The organism is Hymenobacter sedentarius, assembly GCF_001507645.1.
Taxonomy (GTDB): Bacteria; Bacteroidota; Bacteroidia; order Cytophagales; family Hymenobacteraceae; genus Hymenobacter; species Hymenobacter sedentarius.
On the sequence record NZ_CP013909.1, the window covers coordinates 4,175,892 to 4,198,191 of the forward strand.

The window sequence follows — 22,300 nt, forward strand, 5'->3', positions numbered from 1 at the left end:
CTGGCCTTTCGCCCGTCAATCGCCTGCCATCGCCTGTCCTGCCGAGCGTAGCGAAGCATCTTATCGCCGTCGAACGAGTCGTCCAAACGTGATAAGATGCTTCGCTACGCTCAGCAGGACAAATGGCGCGCTGCAGAACAGACGTTTGTTTTATGACAGCGTTTATACCCTTGCTATGACGTTTCCGAAATCATTCAGAGTCGCACTCCTCCTCTGCGGAGCCTTCCTCGCCCCCATCGTGGCGCTGGCGCAGCAGCCCACCGCCGCCGAGGCCAAAAAAGCAGCCGACGAAGCCTACACCCGGCAGCGGGAATACCTGCTGCACAACGACTGGCCCAACCTGCAGCGCTACGCCGCGGCCAACCGACGGCTGCCCGCGCCGCAGCCCGGCGTGCCCCGGGTGGTGCTGCTCGGCAATTCCATCACCGAGAACTGGCCCAAGGCCGACTCGGCCTTTTTTGCCGGCAAGCCCTATGGCTACATTGGGCGCGGCATCAGCGGGCAGACGTCGGGGCAGACCGTGCTGCGCTTCCGGCAGGACGTCATTGACCTGCGCCCGGCCGTGGTGGTGCTGCTCATCGGCATCAACGACGTGGCCGAGAACAACGGCCCCTACAACCCGCAGACCACCCTCGGCAACATTATGTCGATGGTGGAGCTGGCCCAGGCCCACGGCATCCGGGTGGTGCTAAGCTCGGTGACGCCCGCGGCCGACTTCTCGTGGCGCAAAGGCCTGAACCCCGCCCCCAAAATCTTGGCCCTCAACCAGCAAATCAAAGCCTACGCGGCAAAGACTGGCTGCGTGTACCTCGACTACCACTCGGCCCTGGCCGATGAGCAGCAGGGCCTGAAAAAGGCCTACGGCGAAGATGGCGTGCACCCTAACCTGGCCGGCTACCGCGTGATGGAGCCGCTCTTGAACCAAGCCGTGGCTGCCGCTTTAAAAAAGAAGTAGCCCCTGAATTGAGCTAAAAAGCCCCGGCTGCTACGCGGCCAGGGCTTTTTTGCGCGGGGCCGGCTTCTTGCGCTTGGCCTTTTTCTTGCGCGGCGGCAGCCGTTCCCGCTCGGCCTTGCGCTCGGCCCGCATGAGTAGGCGCTCGGGCAGGCGGGCAATGAGCCGGTCGCGCACGTACTGGGCCAGGCAGGACAGCGGCACCGTGTGGGTGGTGCGCAGGTAGTGGCCCACTTCCCGGCTCCGCAGCGTGCTCGCGCCGGCCAGGCCCCGGGCCATCAGAAACTGCTTTACTTCTTCCAGCAGCAGCAGGCCCGCAATGGGCGCGCGCTCCACGGTGGCGTTGTAGCCGGCGGCGCGGTGGGGGCGCAGGCCCCCGGCCGAGGCCACCAGCACGCCCACCCAGTCGGGCAGCAGGGGCAGCAGCTTGAGCAGGTGCTTTTCGGTCACCACGAAGGTCACGAAATCGTAGACCTCGCCGTAGCAGCGCAGCTGGTTGGCCACGCGCTGCAGGGTGTCGCCGTCGCCCTTCACCTCGTAGCCGTGCATGAAGGCGGGCGTGATGTGCACCACGTCGGCGCGGGTGGTGCCGGTGGGCAGCTCGTCGACGTACACGCCGCCCGTGAGCAGCGGGTAGAGCAGGGCGCGGATTTCCGGGTCGTTCATGGCAGCCCCAAAATTAGCTCCACATTGGACCGCGCAGAATGCCACGCCACCAAAAACGCGTGACTTTAACGCTGTGCAGCTAAAACCGGGGGTTACTCGGCCAGCCTCGAACATACCCAAGCAGCTATCCGGGTAAAGCTCGCCGCAATAATGGGCTTATCAGGCTTATTAAATCAAGCTTTTTTAGGCATTATTTGCTCTTTTCTTTTTCCTATAATTCCGTTGATAACAAAGGTAGTTTTGGGTGGCAAGGTTAAGGTTAACCCGTTTGTTATCAGCTATATCTACGTCACGTTCCTTATTAATAATAACGATTTTTTTGATAAAATTCCGTATCTTTTTTTATTAAAAACTTATTGTAGAGTTTAGCCAGGATTCCACTTCAAGTGAGCGGCAAAGAATGGGGGAATGGGCACACAATGGCTTGGCGCCTACTACCTGAGTATCAATATATTTCCAGCGGTCGAAGGCATTGATTTCTATCGTCGCACTCAGGAATGCACATCAGCGTCTAGCCGTCGTTTATGCAGCATGGCGCTTGTTAGCACAAGCCTCATAATCAGCTACCTATATTCCTTTTACGATTATGAAAAATAATGTAGTCGAATCCGCAAACTCCTATTTTACCAGTCCCGCCATTGCGCATCTTAGTGCTGCATTAGGTGAACCCGATGCCAGCGTGGGCAAAGCCATTTTTAAATCGGTACCCATTGTGCTCAAAGGGCTCCAAAACCGGCTAGAACAAGGGTACCCGCCCGAAACGCTACTTGAACTGGTGCACGCCACGGACTACACCAAGGCCTTGAAGCAGACGCTGAGCCAGAAGCCTTCCGAATGGCACGAGCCCACCACCAACCTGCCGTATTCGCTACTGGGCGATGCGTATGGCAGCACGGTCAACCAGATGGCGGAGGGCGCCGGATTGCGGCCCGCTACTTACGGCACGCTTATGCAAGTTGTAGCCATGGCCGTGCTGGGAGCGTTGGGGAAAGTCGTTGTCAAGAATAACTTTTCGGCTGCCGGGCTTTCGGACTGGTTGCGGGCGCAAAAACATGCCATTGATTTGGCGCTGCTCAAGAATGCCGCCGAAACGGCGCAGCTGCCCCCGCCGCCCCCCCGCCCGCTTGCCGAAACCGAACGCAACTTATCGCGGCAGCCCGAAGCCAATATGCAGGCCCTGTCGGCGCCTCCCCTCTGGCCCAAATCACCTTATGAGGCGGTTTCCGCACACTCGCCCGCCCCCTGGCTCGGGCAGCCGCTTGCGGGCCCGGGCTTCGCAACTACCGGCGCTCCTGATGCTACCGGGCTGCGCTGGCAATGGGGCGCCTTGTTGCTACTGGCCGTTTGCTTGGGGTTCATTTTCGGAAGCGGCTATTTTTCGCGGCCCCTTTCCGGCAATGGCAGCAAGAGCGAGGGCCAGGAATCGGCTTCGTTGGTTCCCGGCAGCCAGGCTACGGCCACCGGCAACAACCCTAACGCTTCTGCTAACAACAGCGGGGCCTCGCCGGGCCGCTACGACAAGGACCGCGACACATACATCTACGACATCGGCCGCCCCATTAAGCTGACCCTGGCCAATGGAACGACCCTGAAGGTGGGCGCTAATTCCACCGAAAACCGCCTCTATACCTTTCTAGCGTCTCCGGTGGAGGTAGATTCGGTAAACCGGACCAAGGGCTGGATCAACTTCGACCGCGTCAACTTCGAGACCGGCAAGGCCACGCTGACCCCCGAGTCGGCACCGCAGCTGGACAACATTGCCCGCATCATCAAATCGTTTCCCAATGCCGTGGTCAAAATCGGCGGCTATACCGACAGCACGGGAAGCGCCGATTTGAACTACCAGCTCAGCGACGACCGCGCCCGTGCCGCCATGCTGGCCCTGGTCCGGCGGGGCGTGAGCCCCGACCGCCTGCAAGCCAAGGGCTATGGCCCCAAGTACTTTGTGATGCCCAACAATACGCCCATCGGCCGCGCCCTCAACCGGCAGGTCAGTATCCGGGTCGTGAAGAAGTAGGCTCAATTGCGGCTTTGCGCAGCCTATGTAGCCGGCCGCGCCGCGATTAGTGCGTAGCTTTTTTAAGTATGACGCCTACCGACAACCCGTATTTAGGGGGATAAAACTCGGAAAATCCCAACTCAACTTTGTAATAGTTCCACGGTGGGACTTTCCAGCCCAAGGAGCGGGCTAGGAAAACGCCAATGTTTCCCCGCTAAAATGACACCTAATATCAGTTTTGCAATGCCCCAAGGGGCCCTCGGCGACATCGCATTCACTACTTACCTCTATTACCGCGAAGCCCGCAAGGTAGAAGCTACCCCCGCCGACTTCGCGGCCTGGCTGGCCACGCTCCCGGCTTCGCGCCGGGCCCACGCCGAATCCCGCGGCCTGGCATCGGCCCGCGCCATTCCCGACTTCAAGCGCTTTTTATTGGAAAAGCGCGGCCACTCCCTGGTCGACTTTTTAGCCGCCCGGCTTTCCCCTTCGGTCCTAGAGTTTTGGCAGGCCCTGCCCGACGAGGACGAATAGCCCCGGCCAGCCTGTGCTTGGCTTTCCCATAATAACTCCCGGTTTCCCTCTCCCTAGTCACTGCCTTCCTTTCCACGCGGTCAGTTACACTATTCTATAAGAAGGTTTGAGCGCGAGCGTCTACCCCGCTCAACTCATCGCTTGTGTCTATGTAAGTGATTTATATAAAGTTATTTAAACTCAGCCCAAGCGGCAGCGTATACCTTAGTCGGGTGCGCTGCTGCTTGGGCTGAGTTTTTAGCTTCTCGGTCACCAGTTGCTTTTGTGCTTTACTCCCCGCGCCCGCACCAGGCCGGAGGATATTATAGCTCAACCAGGCCCCGGCTTAACGCCAACCATACTGACGATTCCGACGAAAGGACATAATTAAGCTGGTTGAACCAGATTTATTCCTGAAAAATCATCGTATATTGACTAATATCAAACCCTTTCTACCAATTTGCGCAATAGCAAACAGCAAGTCGGCCCCTACCCGAACCACTGCTGGCACCCCCTCACTTTATAAGCTGCTACTGCCATGATTCGCGTCTTTTTAGTTGATGACCACCCCATTGTTCGGGATGGCATCCGGTCGTTGCTGGAGCGCGAACCTGCCCTGGAGGTAGTAGGCACGGCCGGCAATGGCCAGGAGCTGCTCGACCAGCTCCCCAACATCCCCACCGACCTGGTGCTCATCGACATCAACATGCCCGTGATGGACGGCTACGCCACCACGCTGCGCCTGCGCGAGGAATACCCCGACGTGCGCATCCTCGCCCTGTCCATGCTGGTGGAGGAGCTCTACATTGGGCGCATGCTGGAGGCCGGCGCCAGCGGCTACCTGCTCAAGAGCACAGGCAAGGAAGAGATAATCCACGCCATTCGGATGGTGATGGACGGCAAGCAGTTCCTGTGCTCGGAAGTGGGGCTGGCCATGCTGCACAAGGTGCTGGACTGGAACGCCAGCGGCGCCCCGCCGGCCGCCGCCCAGAAATCCCAGCTGCTGTCGAAACGCGAAATGGAGGTGCTCCAGCTGATTGCCGAAGGCCTGACCAACGCCGAGATTGCCGACCAGCTCTTCACCAGCAAGCGCACCGTGGAAACCCACCGCCAAAACATTCTGGAAAAGACGCAAGCGAAGAATACGGCCGCGCTTGTGAAAATAGCCCTGGCCGATGGCTTGATTAAGTAAGAGTTAAGTAGAGTAGGAGCCGCCGCTGTTGTTTGTGTCCCAATGCCAAAACTACCCGACCCCACGCTGGCAACCCAGGCCCAACAGCGCCTGCGCAACTGGGCCGCCCAGCCCCGCGTGGAGGAACTAACCGCCAAGCTCAAGGACGCCGGAACATCGCCCGAAGTGCAGCGCCTGGTGCAGGAGCTGCAAGTGCACCAGATTGAGCTGGAAATGCAGAACGAGGAGCTGCTGGCCGCCCAGGCCGCCGCCGAAACCGCGCGGCTGGCCGCCGAGGCGTCGCGGGCGCAATACGCCGAGCTCTACGACTTTGCGCCGGCCGCGCTGTTTTCGCTGCGGCCCGATGGCCGCATTGCGCAGCTCAACGACCGCGCATGTCGCCTGCTGGGCACCACGGCCGCGCGCCTCACCGACCGGCGCTTCCTGCTGTTTGTGAGCCCGAAAAGCCGCGACGACTTCCGGGCTTTCTTTGATAACGTCTTGCAAAACCGGCAGCGGCACACCGCCGAGCTGCACCTGCAAACCTCGGCCGGGGCCGACTTTGTGGCGCACTTGGAAGGCACGGCCGCCACCTCGGCCGCGGGCGGGCCCATTGCGCAGCTCGCCGTGGTAGACGTGACGGCCCTGAGCCAGGCGGTGGAGCGGCGGCAGCGCAGCGACGAGCAGCTGCAGCTGGCCCTGGCCGCCTCCGGCACCGGCGTCTGGGTCTGGACGCTGGCCACCAACCTGCTGGAGTGGGACGCCCGGGCCCAGCGCTGCTTTGGCCGGCCCCACGACCCGGCGCCCACTTCGTTTTCGGTGCTGCAAAGCGCCGTGCACCCCGACGATGTGGTGGCCGTGCAGCGGGCCCTGCAAGCCACCGTGCAACACGGCCACCCGCTCGACCTGCAGCTGCGCGTGAACTGGCCTGACGCCACTGTGCACTACCTGTCGGCCCACGGCAAGGTGCAGTACGACGCTCAGGGCAAACCCGAAAGCCTCGTGGGGCTGGTGCGCGACGAGACCGGCCGGTGCGCCGTGGAAGAAGAGCTGGACTACCGCAACCGCCAGGTGCAGCAGCTGCTCGACAACCTGCCCATGCTGTTTGCGCGCCTCTCGCCCGCGGGCGAGTACCTGGAGGTGGCCGGCGCCGGCCTGCGGCGCATCGGGGTCGAAAGCAAGGACCTGGTGGGCCAGTCCGTCTTCAAGACCTCTCCCACGCTCTCCGAACCCCTACGGCGCCTGCTGGCGGGCGAGCCGGTCAACTTCGTGGGCAACGTCGAGGTCAAGGGCGAGCAGCTGTATTTCCAGAACTACGGCTTTTTTGACCAGCAGCGCCGCCAGGCCGTCCTCTTCGCCATCGACGTAACGGAGTCGGAGCAAATGAAGAAGCAACTGCTCGAGGAGCAGCAATTCACCAAAAGCCTGCTCAACCACTCCCTGGACGGGGTGGCGGCCTTCGACCCCGCCGGCCGCCTCACGGCCTGGAACCGCGCCATGGAAGCCCTCACCGGCCGGGCCGAAGCCGACGCCATCGGCCAGGACGTATTTGCCTGCCTGCCGTTTGACCGCAGCTCGGCGCCGGGCCGCATCGTCGACCATTTGCTGCACGGGGCGCACCGCCCGCACTTCCACCAGCCCTTCAAGCAGACCGCGCCCGACCGTGACTTTGAGCTGACGGCCATCTCGCTGAACCCCGACGGGGGCGGCCTGCTCATGCTGCACGACGTGACCGAGCGCAACCGCCTGCACGCGGCCGCCGCCAATTTCCGGTCCCAGCAGCAGCGCGAAACCTTCCGGATGGTGCTGCTGGCGCAGGAAATCGAGCGCAAGCGCATTTCCGAAGCCCTGCACAACGGCGTGGGCCAGTTGCTCTACGCCACCAAGCTACACCTGGAGGAAAGCGCCGATGCGCCCTCGGCTACCGGTGCCGCCCTCGCCCTGCTGGAAGAGGCCATTAAAGCCACGCGCAGCGTGTCGTTTGAGCTCACCCCGAGCATTCTGGAAGATTTTGGGCTGGCTGTGGCGCTGCAAAAGCTGTGCAAAAACATTCCGCCCGACAAGCTGCGCCTGCATCTCTACCTTTCCGGCCTGGAGCAGCCCCTGCCGCTGGTGCTCACCGTGGCCATCTACCGCATGGTGCAGGAGCTGCTGAGCAACGTGATGAAGCACGCCCGCGCCGAAGAAGCCACCCTGCACGTGGTGCACGAGAACCACCAGGTCAACATCAGCATGGAGGACAACGGGTCTGGTTTCGACGTGGCCACCACCGTGGGCATGGGCAAGGGCATTGGGCTCACCAGCCTCTACAACCGCGCCGCGCTGCTGGGCGGGCAGTTTGAGCTGGTATCGCGCCGGGGACGCGGCACCATTGCCACTATCACGCTGCCGGTGGTGGAAGAAATGCCCGAGCCCACGGTTTCGGAAGCGGCCGGGGAGGCCCCCACGCCCGCGGAATAGCCATTAACCTGAATAATCAGATTAATAGGCCCGTCCTTGCGACTGGCTAAGGGCGTGAAATCCTCACCATTAGTTAATTCCCTCTTCTCGGACGGGACATGGCGGTGTGGTTACTTCGCCTTTCTTCAGTACCTTGGCCACGAGCCTGGTTTCCTACGGCGGCCGCTGTGCAAGCGGTGGAGCTGATGCGTAAGCGGTGAAACGAGGCGGTGCGTTTGTGGTCCGGTTGCGTCATTGTATCCTCCTGCATGTCCCGAAAAAAGGTCCTCTTTCTCATTGGCTCGCCCAACCAAACCACGCAGATGCACCAGATTGCGCAGCTGCTGGCAGATGAATTTGACCCTTACTTCAGCCAGCTCTACTACGACGGCTGGCAGCGCGGCTTCTACCGGTTTCTGCTCAAAACCGGGGGGCTCGACAAAACCATTGTGACCGGGGCCATCAAGGCCAAGGCCGATAAGTACCTGGCCCAGCACGGCCTCGCCAACGACTTCGAAGCCCGCCAATACGGCAACACCTACGACCTGCTGGTGTGCTGTTCCGACGTGATAGTGCCCTGGCCGCTGGTGCGCCGCACCAAAACCATCTTCGTGCAGGAAGGCATGACCGACCCGCTCAACTGGTGGGCGCGCCTTATCCGCAAGCTCAACTGGATGCCGATTCTGGCCATCGGCACGGCTCTCAACGGCCTGGCCAACTGCTGCGACATCTACTGCGTGGCCTCGGAAGGCTACAAAGCGCATTTCGCCTACGTGGGCGTCGACCGCGACAAGCTGGTGGTAACCGGCATTCCCAACTTTGACGACGCCGAAAAGCTGCGCCACAACGACTTCCCGCACCACGGCTACGTGCTGGTGGCCACCTCCGACTTGCGCGAAACCTTCACCCCCGACAACCGCCAGAAGTTCATTGCCCACTGCACGCGCATTGCCGCGGGCCGGCCGATGATTTTCAAGCTCCACCCCAACGAGCAAGTAGACCGCGCCGTGGCCGAAATCAAGCGGTATGCCCCGCCCGGCACCCTGGTGTACACCGAAGGCAACACCGACCACATGATTGCCAACTGCGTGGAGCTCATCACGCAGTATTCGACGGTGGTGTACGTGGGGCTGGCTTTGGGCAAACCCGTGCACTCCTACTTCGACGTGGAAGACCTCAAGCGCAAGCAGCCGTGGCAAAACGGCGGCACCTCGGCCCGGCGCATTGCGGCCATCTGCCGGGGCTTCAGCCGCTTCGAGGGCAGTGGACCGGCCTTCCTCCGCCAGTACCAGCCCGAAGAACTCTCTTCTTCCGCCCCAGCCGACGGCTCGCTGGCGGTCCATTAACGACGACGAGACTATAAAACCGTCCCGCTTTTTCTGCTTTAGAACTTCCTTGTACCAAATGTTTACCGCTTAATACCAATTCTCCAGATATCCACCTCTATACCATGTCGTTGCCCAAAATCGTCACTGTAGTGCAAGCCCGCATGGGCTCCTCGCGCCTACCCGGCAAGGTGCTGCTGCCGCTAGCCGGCCAGCCGCTGCTGGCGCGCATGGTAGCGCGGGTGCAGCGCGCCCAACTGGCTGGCACCGTGGTAGTGGCCACCACCACCGAAGCCACCGATGACGCCGTGGCCGAATGCTGCGCCACGCACGGCCTGGCCTGTTTCCGCGGCGACGCCCTCGATTTGCTCGACCGCCACTACCAGGCGGCCCGCCACTACGGCGCCGACGTGGTACTAAAAATCCCCTCCGACTGCCCGCTCATCGACCCGGCCATTATTGATGAGGTGGTGGGGTTTTACCTGCATTTCTCCGACCGCTACGACTTTGTGAGCAACCTCCACCCTGCCACCTTTCCCGATGGCAACGACGTGGAAGTAATGCCCTTTGCCGCGCTGGAAACAGCCTGGCGTGAGGCCCAACGGCCGCTGGAGCGCGAGCACACCACGCCCTTTTTCTGGGAAAACCCCGACCGGTTTCGGGTGGGCAACGTGGCCTGGGATACTGGCCAGGACTTCTCAATGACGCACCGGTGGACCATCGACTACCCGGAAGACTACGCCTTTATCAGCGCCGTCTACGACGCCTTGTACCCCACCATTCCCGCCTTTGGGCTGGATGACATCCTGAATCTGATTTCCAAGCGCCCCGAAATAGCTCAGCTCAACGCCCACCTGGCGGGCGTGAACTGGTACCGCAACCACCTCGACGAGCTAAAAACCGTGGACGCATCGCAAACCAGAACCTTGTAGGGGCGGGGCTTGCCCCCGCCCCTACGCCTATACTGATAGTAGTTACCCCGACATTATTTGTTCAACGACGGGCGGGGGCCAGCCCCGCACCCTACTTTATGACCGACCAAAAACGCCAAGAACTCGAAGCCCTGGCCCTGCGCGTGCGCGAGCACATCGTGCGCCTGAGCACCGACGGCGGCTGTTTCACGGGTGCCTCCCTCTCCTGCGCCGACCTGCTGGTCTATCTCTACGCCGACTGCCTCAACGTGCACCCCGACAACCTGCAGGACCCCACGCGCGACTACCTGTTCCTCTCGAAAGGCCACGACGTGCCGGCGCTCTATGGCACCTTCGTGGAGCTGGGCTTCCTGGACAAGGAACGCCTGGCCCGGCACCTCTGCACCGACGACCACATTTACTGGCACCCCAACCGCAATGTGCCGGGCGTGGAATTCCACTCGGGCTCGCTGGGCCACTTGCCCAGCGTGGCCCTGGGCGTGGCCCTCGACTGCCGGATGCGCGGCCAAGACAACAAGGTCATTGTAATCACCGGCGACGGCGAGTTGAACGAGGGCTCAGTATGGGAGGCGCTGCTCGTGGCCAGTGCCCACCAGGTCAACAACCTCACGCTGGTGGTCGACCGCAACCAGTTTCAGGCCAATGTGGCCACCGAAGACCTGATACCGCTGGAGCCCCTGGGGCCCAAGTTCGAAGCCTTCGGCTGCGCCGTGCGCCGCATCAATGGCCACAATTTCAACCAGCTAGAGGAAGCTTTTTCGGCATTGCCCTTTTCGGACACGAAACCCAGCGTCATCATCTGCGACACGGTGCGCGGCCGCGGCCTCCCCAGCATCGAAGCGCGGGCCGACCGTTGGTTCTGCAATTTTTCGGCGGAGGAAGTGGAGGCATTGCTGCGGGAGCTGCACGGCGAAACGCCCGTAGCCCTGCGCTCCGAAACGCTGACCGTACGATAATAAATAACCTAAAAGGCCGTCATGCTGAGCGCAGCCGAAGCATCTCTACCACTCCACTAACTATGATTACTTGCGCAGTAGAGATGCTTCGGCTGCGCTCAGCATGACGGACAAGGAATTGCAAAGGACAGACTTATGACCTACGAAGAGTTAATCAAGCAAACTGCCCTGGCCGATGACCGCCTGGTGGTGATGACGGCCGAAAACCGCGCCCTCATCCGCAACCTGCCCGCGGTGCTGGGCCCGCGCTTCATCGATACCGGCATCACGGAGCAAACGCTGATTGGGGCGGCGGCCGGGCTGGCGCTTCGCGGCCGTATTCCGGTGGTGCACGCGCTGGCCACCTTCCTCACGCTGCGGGCGTTCGAATTCGTGCGCACCGACGTGGGCATTGCCGGGCTGCCGGTGAAGCTGAGCGGCTTCGTGCCCGGCTTCCTATCCGATGGCAACGGCCCCACCCATCAGGCCATCGAAGACGTGAGCTTGATGCGTGGCATCCCGGGCATGACCGTTTTCGCGCCCGCCGACGAAGCCGACATGCTCGCCATGCTGCCCGCCATTTGGGCCTCGCCGGCGCCGGCGTACGTGCGCATCAACACCCGGCCCGCCACCTATGAGCACGCGCCCTTCGAGATGGGCAAAGCCGAAATCGTGGCCGAGGGCACCGACGTTACCATCCTCACCTACGGCATGCTGTTCGAGCAGACGCTGGTGGCCCGCGAGCTGCTGCAGGCCCAGGGCAAGTCGGTGGGCCTTATCAACCTGCGCAGCCTCAAGCCGATTGACGAAGCGGCCCTGCTCAACGTCGCGCGCCGCGGCTCCCTCCTCGTCACGGTGGAAGACCATTTTATTACGGGCGGCCTCTATTCCATTCTGGCCGAAGTGCTGCTGCGCAACCAGCTCACGGCGCGGGTGCTGCCGCTGGCCCTGGAGGAGCGATGGTACCGGCCCGGCCGCCTGAGCGCCGTGCTGGAGCACGAAGGCTTTACGGGCCAGCACATTGCCCATCGCATCGCCACGGCGCTGGGAGAAAATGGCTCAACTATTTCCGCCGGCCCGGCCGTGCTGGAAAATCAGTTTGCCGAATAATCCGCCCTGGCACAATCAATAGACCGTCATGCTGAGCGGAGCCGAAGCATCTCGCGTGCTGTCACTAAACCAATCGTGCAACGATGCGAGCGAGATGCTTCGGCTACGCTCAGCATGACGCTCTAGTTTAACAGTTAAATATCCTTTCCCATGCCAAACACCGTTTCCTTCAACGAGAATTATCCCGAAATCACGAAGTCGGATGAGCTGTATGCCCGCGCTCAGAAAATCATGACGCCCGTGACTCAGACGCTGGCCAAAGGGCCCGGGCAATACACCAAGGGCGTCTCGCCGAAGTACGTGAAGCGCGGGGCCGGCTCGCACATCTGGGACGTCGACGGCAACGAATTCATCGATTACCAGATGGGAATTGGGCCGATTTCGCTTGGCTACGCTTACCCGCGAGTGGACGATGCCATTCGGGCCCAGCTGCAGGATGGTATCACCTTCTCGATGATGCACGAATTGGAAGTTGAGCTGGCCGAGCTGATTCACGAAATCATCCCCAACGCCGAGAGCATCCGCATCAGCAAGACCGGGGCCGATGTGTGCTCGGCCGCCGTGCGCGTAGCCCGCGCCTTCACGGGCCGCAACAAGCTGCTGTGCTGCGGCTACCACGGCTGGCACGATTGGTACATCGGCACCACCAGCCGCGACAAAGGCATTCCACAGGAAATAAAGGACCTGACGGCCGCTTTCGAATACAACAACCTGGATTCGGTGAAAGCGCTGCTGGACGAGGACGTGGCCTGCGTGATTCTGGAGCCGTTCATTTTTGATGCGCCCAAAGACAACTTCCTGCACGAGCTGGCTGCGCTCTGCAAGGCCAACGGCACGCTGCTGATTTTTGATGAGATGTGGACCGGCTTCCGCATTGCGGTGGGCGGCGCGCAGGAGTTTTTCGGCATCACGCCCGACCTGGCGGTGTATTCCAAGGCTTTTGCCAACGGCATGCCCATTGCCTTGCTCACCGGCCGCCGCGACGTGATGGAGCTGTTTGAGCAGGACGTATTCTTCTTCACCACTTTCGGTGGCGAGGCCCTGAGCATGGCCGCCGCCATGGCCACCATCGCCGAGATGCGCGAAAATAACGTACCCGCCCGCCTCGCCCAGCAAGGCAAAAAGCTTAAGGACGGCTATAACCTGATAGCCGCCGACCTGGGCCTAAGCCAGTACACTAAGTGCTACGGCTACGACTGCCGCACCATCGTCACCTTCGACCCGCAGGCCGGCAACCCCATGGAGCTAAAGGCCTTCATGCAGCAGGAGCTGTTCAAGCGCGGCATCCTGTGGGGCGGCTTTCACAACATGTGCTACTCGCATTCGGATGAGGACGTGGCCTACACCCTGGCCGCCTACCGCGACGTGCTACCGCTGCTGAAAGCCGCCATTGAGGCCGGGGACGTAGCCTCCCGCCTGCTGGGAGAGCCGGTGGAAGCCGTGTTCCGCAAGGTGACCAACGCCGCGCCGGTTAAAGCGAAGTAACTCAAGCTTCAGAACGTCATGCCGAGCGCCGTTTGTCATGCAGAGCGCAGCGAAGTATCTACTCAGGTTAGCTCAATTCGTTCAGCGGCGATAAGATGCTTCCTGCGTCAGCATGACAGACGATTCAACGAAGCTGTAAAGATGCTTCGCTGCGCTCTGCATGACGAGAAACTCTCATCGATAGCCTTTTAGGGACCTTATGGTTAACCTCTTTTCTCTACTCGATAAAACCGCTATTGTCACCGGTGCTTGTGGGCTCATCGGCCGGCAGCATTGCGCCGCCCTGGCGCTGGCTGGTGCCAACGTGGTAGTGGCTGACCTCGACCTTGCGGCCTGTGCGGCCGTGGCTGCGGAACTGCCGGGCGGCCACCACATGCCACTGGCCGTGAACGTCATCAGCCCAGACTCCCTGGCGACGGCGCGCGACCAGATTTTAGCTCAATTTGGGCACATCGACGTGCTGGTGAACAACGCGGCCATCAACGACATGTTTGAGAACCCGGCTTTGGCGGCGGACTTGTCCAAGTTCGAAAACTTCCCGCTGAGCACCTGGCAGCAGTCGCTGGAGGTGAACGTGACCGGGGTTTTTCTGGCGGCGCAGGTGTTCGGCACGCCCATGGCGGTGCAGGGCCACGGCAGCATTATCAACGTGGCCAGCACCTACGGCCTGGTGGGGCCCGACCAGAGCATTTACGTGAATGCGCAGGGCGAGCAGACCTTCTTTAAGTCGCCCTCCTACCCGGCCACCAAGGGGGCCGTCATCAGCTTTACGCGCTACCTGGCGGCGTATTGGGGCAAGCGCGGCGTGCGCGTCAACACGCTGTCGCCGGGCGGGGTGGAAAATAATCAGGATGGGTTTTTTATTCAGCAGTACAGCGCCAAGACGCCCCTGGGCCGCATGGCCACCGCCACGGATTATCAAGGGGCTGTGGTATTTCTGGCTTCGGATGCTTCCGCTTACATGACGGGCGCCAATCTGGTTGTGGACGGCGGCTGGACGGCCATATGATTTTTCCGGCCCAAACGGCCTTCCTTATTTCATAACTATTTCATAAACTTACATCTAGAGGTATCCTCACCGATTTTATAATCTTTATTGTTCACCTATTCAACTGCCACTATGGAGACTGCCCACCTCAATGCCAAGGCCCGCCGCGTGAAGCTGGTACTCACCGATTCCGACGGCGTACTCACCGACAACGGCGTGTATTATTCGGCCCAGGGAGAAGAGATGAAGCAGTTCTCCATCCGCGACGGCATGGGGGTGGAACGCCTGCGCAACTGCGGCATTGCCACGGGCATCGTTACGGGCGAAACGTCGCCCTCGGTGGTGAAGCGGGCGCTCAAGCTGCACATCACCGAGCTGCACCTTGGCGTGAAGGACAAAGCCGCCAAGCTCCAAGAAATTCTGACGCGCCTGCAGCTGCAGGCCGACGAAGTCGCCTTCATCGGTGACGACACCAACGACGTGGAAGTCATGAAGCTGGTGGGGCTGGCGGCCTGCCCGGCCGATGCCACGCGCTTTGCCCGCCACGTAGCCGACTACCACTGCACCACCTCCGGCGGCCACGGCTGCTTTCGGGAGCTAGCCGAGCTCATCATCGCCAGCCAAAGCCCCGAATCTACCGGCCGCCAGCGGGTATTTCTTGAGCGGCAAATGCTGCGCAGCCTGCCCTAGCCGCCCCGCCGGCTAGCTCCATTCTCCACACCTTTTTGAACGCGCTAACTCCACACCGTATGAATGCAGTCGCCATCGGTAAAAACCGGTTCATTGGGGCCGGTCATCCCGCCTACATCATCGCCGAAATCGGCATCAACCACAACGGGTCCTTGGACCTAGCCAAGCAGCTCATCGCCGAAGCGGTGCGCGCCGGGTGCGATGCGGTGAAGTTTCAGAAGCGCACGCCCGAGTTGTGCGTGCCCAAGGACCAGTGGGAGAAGGAGCGCGACACGCCGTGGGGCCGCATGACGTACATCGACTACAAGCGCCGCACCGAGTTTGGGCAGGCCGAATACACCGCCATCGACGACTACTGCCGCGCCCTGGGCATCGACTGGTTTGCCTCGTGCTGGGACGAGCCCTCGGTTGACTTTATGGAGCAGTTTCAGCCCGTGCTCTACAAAATGGCCTCCGCTTCCCTCACCGACCGGCCCCTGCTCAACCGCGTGCGCGCCACCGGCCGGCCCCTGATGTTGAGCACCGGCATGTCGACCCTCAACGAAATCACGCAGGCCGTGAGTTGGGTTGGGCTTGATAACCTAATGGTGGCGCACTCCACGTCGTCGTACCCCTGCCCGCCCCAGGAGCTCAACTTGCGCATGATTCCGGCCCTGCAAGCGCTGTTCCCCACCACGCCCATCGGCTACTCCGGCCACGAAACCGGGCTTGCTACCACCGTGGCGGCCGTGGCCCTGGGCGCCAGCTTCGTAGAGCGCCACTTCACCCTCGACCGCGCCATGTGGGGCTCCGACCACGCCGCCTCGGTGGAGCCGGGCGGCATGGCCAAGCTCGTGCGCGACATCCGCGACGCAGAAGTGGCCTTCGGCGACGGCATCAAGTGCGTGTACGAAAGCGAGCTGGAGCCCCGCCGCCGCCTGCGCCGGGAGCAAAGCCCGGTGGGTGCTTAGCCCAACACGCAAAAGATTGCGGCATTGACCAAACAAAAGCCGGCTGGCCGCGTCTGCTACGGGGGATGTTTCCGCGATTAGCACGCCGAGGATATGAAACAGGTCGAAATCATCACCACGGCCATGCTGCTGGGCTGGGTGGCCGTGGTCATCTTGCTGGAACGGCGCTTTCCGTACCGCAAGGGGCTGCCCTTTTTCCGGGAAGGCTTCTGGACCGACCTCGTGCTCTACACCTTCGTGCAGAGCTACCTGCTGAAGATTATCATTTTTGATTACATCATTCAGCCGCTCGACCAGCACTTTGCCCTGTCCCGGCTGCACCTCGTCACGGCCTGGCCGGTGTGGGTGCAGGTGCTGTTTTTCCTGGTCACCCACGACTTCTACATCTACTGGTTTCACCGCTGGCAGCACCACAGCCCCGTGCTGTGGCGCACCCACGAGGCGCACCACTCGGGCAAGCAGGTAGACTGGCTGGCGGGCTCGCGCTCCCACGCCGTCGAGATTCTCATCAACCAGACCATCGAGTTTGCCCCCATCGTGCTGCTCGGGGCCGACCCCGTGGTGGTGCCCATCAAGGCGCTGATTGATGCCGTGTGGGGCATCTACATTCACGCCAATATCGATGTGAAATCGGGCCGCCTGCAGTATTTCTTCAACGGGCCCGAAATGCACCTCTGGCACCACGCCGACCACCAGGAGGTGTTTCACGCGAACTTCTCCACCAAGTTCGCCGTTTGGGATTGGCTCTTCGGGACCGCCTATTTTCCCGGCCACAAACCCCGGAAATGGGGCCTGTATTATGCATTTCCCAAAGACTATTTTCTTCAACACGTCTTCTCCGTGAAGCGCTTCGACGAGCGCCAGCTGGGGCGACGCTTTCCCCTGCTGCGGCGCTACAACCTGCTGCGCCCGATATTGTGGCGGCGCCTGCGGGGCCTGGCAAAACGGCGCTCCGCAGCCCAAGCCCCCTCGGTATTGGCCGATAGCAGCGCGGCCTGAACGCCCTCGAAAAACGACATTTTTCTTTCCTAATCTCCCTCGACAATGCCCTGGTTTTACTTATTCGTGGCTTCCCTTTTAGAGGTCTGCTGGACCTACAGCCTGAAAGCCCTGAATGTGCAGAAAATCCGGGAGGTGGACTGGATGCATTCGCTGTCCCAGCCCGCCCACCTCACGCCCGTGATACCACTGGTGGCCTACGTGGCCTTTGGGCTCGGCAACGTCATGTTCCTGTCGATGGCCATGCGCCATATCCCCACCGCCACGGCCTATGCCGCCTGGATGGCCCTGGCCGTAGTTGGGCTGAAGCTTATCGACGTGTTCGTGCTTAAGCAGTCGTTTTCGCTGCTCCACCTCTTCTACACCAGCCTGATAATCATTGGTGTAATCGGGCTGCGGCGCCTTGGGTAGTAACGAAAGCCAGGCATGCAGGCATGCAGCTTGCTTTGGATTCCTAGAGCACAAACCCACCCCGCTACCCATGTTGCCCCGGAAGCAAAAAAGGCCGGCAACGTCTGTTGCCGGCCTTTTTTATGCGTGCTCTACCGGGTTACTTATTCATAACCAGACGACGCATTTGCGTAAACGAATCGGTTGTCAGCCGCAGCGTGTAGATACCAGCCGGCAAGTCGTGGCCGGCAATCTGGAGGCGGATGAGCTTGCCGCCATCAGCGATGCCAGTCGCAATCCGGCTCACCAGTCGGCCATTCATGTCGAACAGTTGCACCGTGTAGTGCTGCGCCTTGACAAGGGTAAACTCGACCGAAGCTTTATCCGTGAAGGGGTTCGGGTAAATCTCCATCAGCTTATCCCCGTGAGTGGTACCGGAGATAATACCGGAGGCTGAGGTCAAGTCACTATTGTGATTCCCCCCGGCTGTAGTATTCGTTCCACTCAATGGGCATTCGCCGGTATTGTTATACCCGTCGAGTATAGACGCATACGCACCAGCAGCATCAGCGCTTGAGAAGGCATTATGAACTGCTGCAATAAAGCCTGCAATATTTCCTTCGTAGATGGAGTAGTTTACCAGTGGGCTGCAAATATTGAGAAGCGCTGCTACTGATTGACGAGCCAGATTGAACTGCTTGCCGCCACCGAGCTGAAGCGCCCCCAGCAAGGTAAGGTTGGGGTCCAGCAGACCATTGGTAGACCCAAACACAGTGGTGTAGAGGGTAGTTGGTGTATATCCACAACCCCAACTGTCGCTGCCGGTATGGTTCTTATAGTAGCCCAAGGTGCAGCCATTCGCTGCGGAGCACTCGCCCACAATCACGACGTTGCAGTAAATCGTGCAGTTGGTGCCCGTTCCCTGGCTAGTAGCCAGCACGCGGTAGGTCCCGGCCGTGGTGGCGGTGAAGCTCAGCGGCGAGCCCGTGCCGGCCACGGCCGTGCCCACGTTGTCGTAGGCGTTGGTGGTCGTGTTAAGAATCTGCAGCTGGTAGCTCACGCCCGTCTGCGAGCCGCTCAGCACCAGGGCCGACCGTACGCCGTTGGTGCACGTGCCGCCCGAGAGCGAGTACGCCAGCGGCGGGATGCAGGGCGTAATGCACGGGGTGCAGACGGGGGGGCAGATGGGCACAATCACGACGTTGCAGTAAATCGTGCAGTTGGTGCCCGTTCCCTGGCTAGTAGCCAGCACGCGGTAGGTCCCGGCCGTGGTGGCGGTGAAGCTCAGCGGCGAGCCCGTGCCGGCCACGGCCGTGCCCACGTTGTCGTAGGCGTTGGTGGTCGTGTTAAGAATCTGCAGCTGGTAGCTCACGCCCGTCTGCGAGCCGCTCAGCACCAGGGCCGACCGTACGCCGTTGGTGCACGTGCCGCCCGAGAGCGAGTACGCCAGCGGCGGGGTACATGGTGCAACACATGTGGTCACCACCAGCGAGCCAAAAGTTGAAGAGCACGTGATTGGGTTCGTGCCGGTGGCCAGTATGCGGTAGGTACCGGGTGTCTGCGCGCCAAAATTGAGCGCAGCGCCGGTACCAGCTACGGCCGTGCCCACATTGGAGTAGGTGGTACCGTCAGTGTTGAGGCGCTGCAGCTGGTAGCTGACGCCTGTCTCCGAGCCACTCAGCGTCACGGCGCCGGAAACGCCAGTGGTCGTGTTACAAACGCCACCTCCGAGTGTAAAGCTCTGCGGCAGGCTAGTTGCGGCTACAGTGGCCGAGCCAAAGGTAGAAGAGCACGTCGTGGTTGTGTTAGTAGCCACCACCCGGTATGTACCGTTTGATTGCGCGCCAAAATTGAGCGCAGCGCCGGTACCAGCTACGGCCGTGCCCACGTTGGAGTAGGTGGTACCGTCAGTGTTGAGGCGCTGCAGCTGGTAATTGACGCCCGTCTCCGAGCCGCTCAGCGTCACCGCCGCCGTAGCCGGCGTGGACCCGGCACAGTACGTGCCAGCCGCGAGCGTAAAGCTCGTCGGCGCGGGGCTTGTAGTCAAGGTCTGGGAAACGGTGGTTTGGCAATTAGCGGCATCCGTAACAATGATGGTATAGGGAGTGCCGGTAGCGGTTGCCGTAAGGCCACCAAAAGTTGCCGTAGTTGCCGTAGTTGAGGTAGGCGTGGTCGCTGTGCCGTTCACGGTGTAGGTGTAAGGGCCTGTGCCCCCAGTGGCACGCACCGTGATGCTACCCGTTTGGCCTGCGCAGGGGTTGATGAAGCTAGCGACCGAAGCTGACAGTAGGGGTGCAATTTGTATAGTCTGCGGGCCTCCGCATTTAGGCGCAATGTCACAGAACCTTGCCAACAACGCAGCTTGCACCTGTGCTGAGGTTCCCGATGGGCATTGGCGGCTTGTGCCATCGGATGCATCGGTATAGGCTATATAGGCCTCTGTTAGCGTTAAGCTGGACCCGCAGGTGAACGAAATAGTTTGGGGAAATGAAATTGTGGATCTTTCACCTGGAGCGACTGGACTAGTGCAACTAGCATAAACTTGACTTGAGGTTAGCGTACCGCTTGCGTCATACTGATTTAAAACAGCATAAACAGTGAATGACGTCCGCTCTGAGCCCGTTTTGTTGTACAACTTAAAATTCAACGTTGCTGTTGTTGGAGTCCCAGAAGTACAGGCACACTGGCCATTAGTTGTTGTAAGAAAAGCCCCGGTTACCTCTAAGTCCTGCGCTACACAGTGCGGTTGTCCCTTGGTGCACACAGGCAAGTGCGCTGGGGTTACTTGCGCTAATGCAGTTCCGGAAAACAGAAATCCCGCCACTAATAGCAGCAGAAAGTGTAGCCAACTAGCAGTGGCTCGCCTTGCAAAAGAGGTTGAAGCTACTGCACGTGTACATAGTTCAGCATATATAAAATTGGGTGTCTTAAAAGTTGTATTCATGACATTTGATGGAAAGGATTTGGCATTCATTCTCGTCGGGAGTGGCTGCTGAGGCAGCAGCCGACCAAGGCCAAGCACAAGGGGCCGTGGTACAGGTAGACCAGAATTCGCGGGGCAAAAGCATCCCGTTCCCTAGTCAGAGGCCAGGGAAAAACCCAGAATAATTTTGATTGGGTGTCTACTTACAATTGAGCTGAATCGTAGTCAGGCAAAGGTTGCAAAGACTCAACAGCACAGTTCTAAAACCGGCCTAGCCGGTGCCATCGTTGGCAATTTCACCAGATTCTCCACCTCTCACAGGAGGCGACACACAAGCTCGCAACACTAAAGCTTCATAGCCGAGTTAATGGCTATGAACCATGGCTACCATCTACCCTAATATACAACAAAACTTCATGAATAATAAATTTTTTCAATAATTTTTTATCTTATTTTAATGACGAGCTAAGTATTTTATAGTTGATTTTATAAGTGTTGTGGCTAACCATTATTAAAAAAATAGGCACTAAGAGGCATTGTCGGGCGCCCGGATGCCACACGCCCGCGTCGTGGCCCACGCGGGCCGGGCTGGTGGCCGTAATTCTCACACTTTGGCTATCGGAGACGGCCGCCGGAGGCTGCGAACTTTTTTCAACCTATATCGCCGCTCTTGCAGGGAACAACGCCAAACCAGCAGCACTAACGTTAACCGCATCTACAGGTACCGCGCAGTAGGCGGCCGGGCAGCATTCGCTCCTTGAGCTGACCCAGACCAGGCTCTCCCCTCACGCAACGCTCCGGCCACTGCAGGCGCTGGCTACTGAAAATGGTAGGTGAGCACCGGCGGAAAGGCGTGGGTGGCCACGGCCTCGGCAATGCTGGTGCGCAGCAGGGTGCTCAGGCCGGAGTGGGCGTGGGTGGGCAGGAGCACCAAATCGGCCTGCACCTGCTGCGCATACGCCTCGATGCCGCTGCTCAGGCGCTCGGCTTTCACGACGGCCGTTTTGTAATGCGTGAGGTGGTGCCGGGTAGCAAAGGCCTGCAGCTGGTGCTGGTCCACGGCATCGTGGTCGTGGGTGGCCACGTGCAGCAGGTGCAGCGTGGCATTGGGGAAGGCGACCCGCACGCGCTGCAGGCCGGCGACGGCCCGGCTGGCTTCGGGAGAAAAGTCGGACGGGAACACCATGGTGCGCACGTTGAACTCCGGCTGCTGGTGCTTGACCGTGAGCACTGGGCACGACGCCAGCCGAATCATGCGCTCGGTGTTGGAGCCCACAAAGAAGTGCTCCATGGCCCCGTGGCCCTGGGCGCCCATCACCACCAGGTCGATGCCGTGCTTTTCGATGGCGGCCAGGATGCCGTCGCCGATGCGCGCTATTTCCACCGTGTCCTGCACCGGCACGCCGGGGGCCAGGCGGGCGGCCTCGTCCTTGTAGGCGTGCATGCGGAGCTTGGTCATCTGCATGAGCCGGATGATGAACTCCTCATCGGCGATGGCATTGTAGTTGGGCAGGTCCACGCCGTTCACGGGCCCGCCGTAGGTGCTGAAGTTGGCCGTTGCCATTTCGGGCGTTTCCAGCACGTGCAGCAGGGTCACGCGGCCGCCGGTTTGCTTGGCCAGCTGCAAGGCCACCTCGTAGGCATTGTGCGACTCCGTCGAAAAATCGGTGGGGACCAGGAGGTTTTTCATGGGTGCGAAGAATAGAAATGAACGAAGCACGGCCGTGGCGCCAGCCGCTAAGTTTCTTACGGCCAATGCAGTACCCATAGCCCACCTGCCAACCCATTTTTCTTTTCCCGTCCTATTCCGGGCGTTGGCGCGCTTGCTGCCGCGGG

18 protein-coding genes are annotated in these 22,300 nt (G+C 60.5%); 15 read left to right on the forward strand and 3 right to left on the reverse strand.

Features of this window, described 5'->3' with window-relative positions:
- Positions 1–175 precede the first annotated feature (175 nt).
- Positions 176–955, forward strand: coding sequence for a GDSL-type esterase/lipase family protein (locus AUC43_RS17140; RefSeq protein WP_071885955.1), 780 nt, complete (start codon positions 176–178; stop codon positions 953–955).
- A 30-nt stretch (positions 956–985) separates the two neighbouring features.
- On the opposite strand, the gene AUC43_RS17145 is transcribed toward AUC43_RS17140, so the two are convergent.
- Positions 986–1,618: a sce7726 family protein gene (locus tag AUC43_RS17145; RefSeq protein ID WP_068196477.1), complete on the reverse strand. Its 633-nt coding sequence runs from the start codon at positions 1,616–1,618 to the stop codon at positions 986–988.
- Between the two features lie 586 nt (positions 1,619–2,204).
- Here AUC43_RS17145 and AUC43_RS17150 point away from each other — a divergent pair.
- The 14 genes from AUC43_RS17150 to AUC43_RS17215 all read left to right on the forward strand — a co-directional run bounded on the left by AUC43_RS17150 (position 2,205) and on the right by AUC43_RS17215 (position 17,562).
- A complete protein-coding gene (locus AUC43_RS17150; RefSeq protein ID WP_082685165.1) occupies positions 2,205–3,635 on the forward strand; it encodes an OmpA family protein in 1,431 nt (476 codons plus the stop codon).
- Between the two features lie 225 nt (positions 3,636–3,860).
- Positions 3,861–4,148, forward strand: coding sequence for a hypothetical protein (locus AUC43_RS17155; RefSeq protein WP_068196482.1), 288 nt, complete (start codon positions 3,861–3,863; stop codon positions 4,146–4,148).
- A gap of 517 nt (positions 4,149–4,665) precedes the next feature.
- The gene (locus AUC43_RS17160) at positions 4,666–5,319 is read left to right on the forward strand and encodes a response regulator (protein WP_068196484.1); all 654 of its coding nucleotides are present in this window, start codon (positions 4,666–4,668) and stop codon (positions 5,317–5,319) included.
- Between the two features lie 42 nt (positions 5,320–5,361).
- Entirely contained in the window at positions 5,362–7,758 is a 2,397-nt protein-coding gene (locus AUC43_RS17165; protein ID WP_068196486.1) for a PAS domain-containing sensor histidine kinase, read from the forward strand.
- Positions 7,759–8,006: 248 nt separating this feature from the next.
- A complete protein-coding gene (locus tag AUC43_RS17170; protein WP_068196487.1) occupies positions 8,007–9,083 on the forward strand; it encodes a hypothetical protein in 1,077 nt (358 codons plus the stop codon).
- A gap of 104 nt (positions 9,084–9,187) precedes the next feature.
- Positions 9,188–9,994: a cytidylyltransferase domain-containing protein gene (locus tag AUC43_RS17175; RefSeq protein ID WP_068196488.1), complete on the forward strand. Its 807-nt coding sequence runs from the start codon at positions 9,188–9,190 to the stop codon at positions 9,992–9,994.
- 98 nt (positions 9,995–10,092) lie between these two features.
- The gene (locus AUC43_RS17180; protein WP_068196489.1) at positions 10,093–10,950 is read left to right on the forward strand and encodes a transketolase; all 858 of its coding nucleotides are present in this window, start codon (positions 10,093–10,095) and stop codon (positions 10,948–10,950) included.
- Between the two features lie 135 nt (positions 10,951–11,085).
- The gene (locus AUC43_RS17185; RefSeq protein WP_068196491.1) at positions 11,086–12,039 is read left to right on the forward strand and encodes a transketolase family protein; all 954 of its coding nucleotides are present in this window, start codon (positions 11,086–11,088) and stop codon (positions 12,037–12,039) included.
- A 150-nt stretch (positions 12,040–12,189) separates the two neighbouring features.
- Positions 12,190–13,524 (forward strand): aminotransferase class III-fold pyridoxal phosphate-dependent enzyme, encoded by a 1,335-nt coding sequence (locus tag AUC43_RS17190; protein ID WP_068196494.1) that lies wholly within the window; start codon positions 12,190–12,192, stop codon positions 13,522–13,524.
- 199 nt (positions 13,525–13,723) lie between these two features.
- The gene (locus AUC43_RS17195) at positions 13,724–14,533 is read left to right on the forward strand and encodes an SDR family oxidoreductase (RefSeq protein ID WP_068196497.1); all 810 of its coding nucleotides are present in this window, start codon (positions 13,724–13,726) and stop codon (positions 14,531–14,533) included.
- A 111-nt stretch (positions 14,534–14,644) separates the two neighbouring features.
- Positions 14,645–15,202: a KdsC family phosphatase gene (locus AUC43_RS17200; protein ID WP_068196499.1), complete on the forward strand. Its 558-nt coding sequence runs from the start codon at positions 14,645–14,647 to the stop codon at positions 15,200–15,202.
- 59 nt (positions 15,203–15,261) lie between these two features.
- A complete protein-coding gene (locus AUC43_RS17205; protein ID WP_068196501.1) occupies positions 15,262–16,152 on the forward strand; it encodes an N-acetylneuraminate synthase family protein in 891 nt (296 codons plus the stop codon).
- A 93-nt stretch (positions 16,153–16,245) separates the two neighbouring features.
- Complete coding sequence (locus AUC43_RS17210; RefSeq protein ID WP_068196503.1) at positions 16,246–17,151, forward strand: sterol desaturase family protein; 906 nt, start codon at positions 16,246–16,248, stop codon at positions 17,149–17,151.
- 66 nt (positions 17,152–17,217) lie between these two features.
- Complete coding sequence (locus AUC43_RS17215; RefSeq protein ID WP_157781144.1) at positions 17,218–17,562, forward strand: DMT family transporter; 345 nt, start codon at positions 17,218–17,220, stop codon at positions 17,560–17,562.
- Between the two features lie 139 nt (positions 17,563–17,701).
- Here AUC43_RS17215 and AUC43_RS20495 read toward each other — a convergent pair whose 3' ends face one another.
- Both AUC43_RS20495 and AUC43_RS17225 read right to left on the reverse strand, forming a co-directional pair.
- Complete coding sequence (locus AUC43_RS20495; RefSeq protein WP_157781145.1) at positions 17,702–19,588, reverse strand: T9SS type A sorting domain-containing protein; 1,887 nt, start codon at positions 19,586–19,588, stop codon at positions 17,702–17,704.
- Positions 19,589–21,281: 1,693 nt separating this feature from the next.
- Complete coding sequence (locus AUC43_RS17225) at positions 21,282–22,154, reverse strand: universal stress protein (RefSeq protein WP_068196509.1); 873 nt, start codon at positions 22,152–22,154, stop codon at positions 21,282–21,284.
- Positions 22,155–22,300 lie beyond the last annotated feature (146 nt).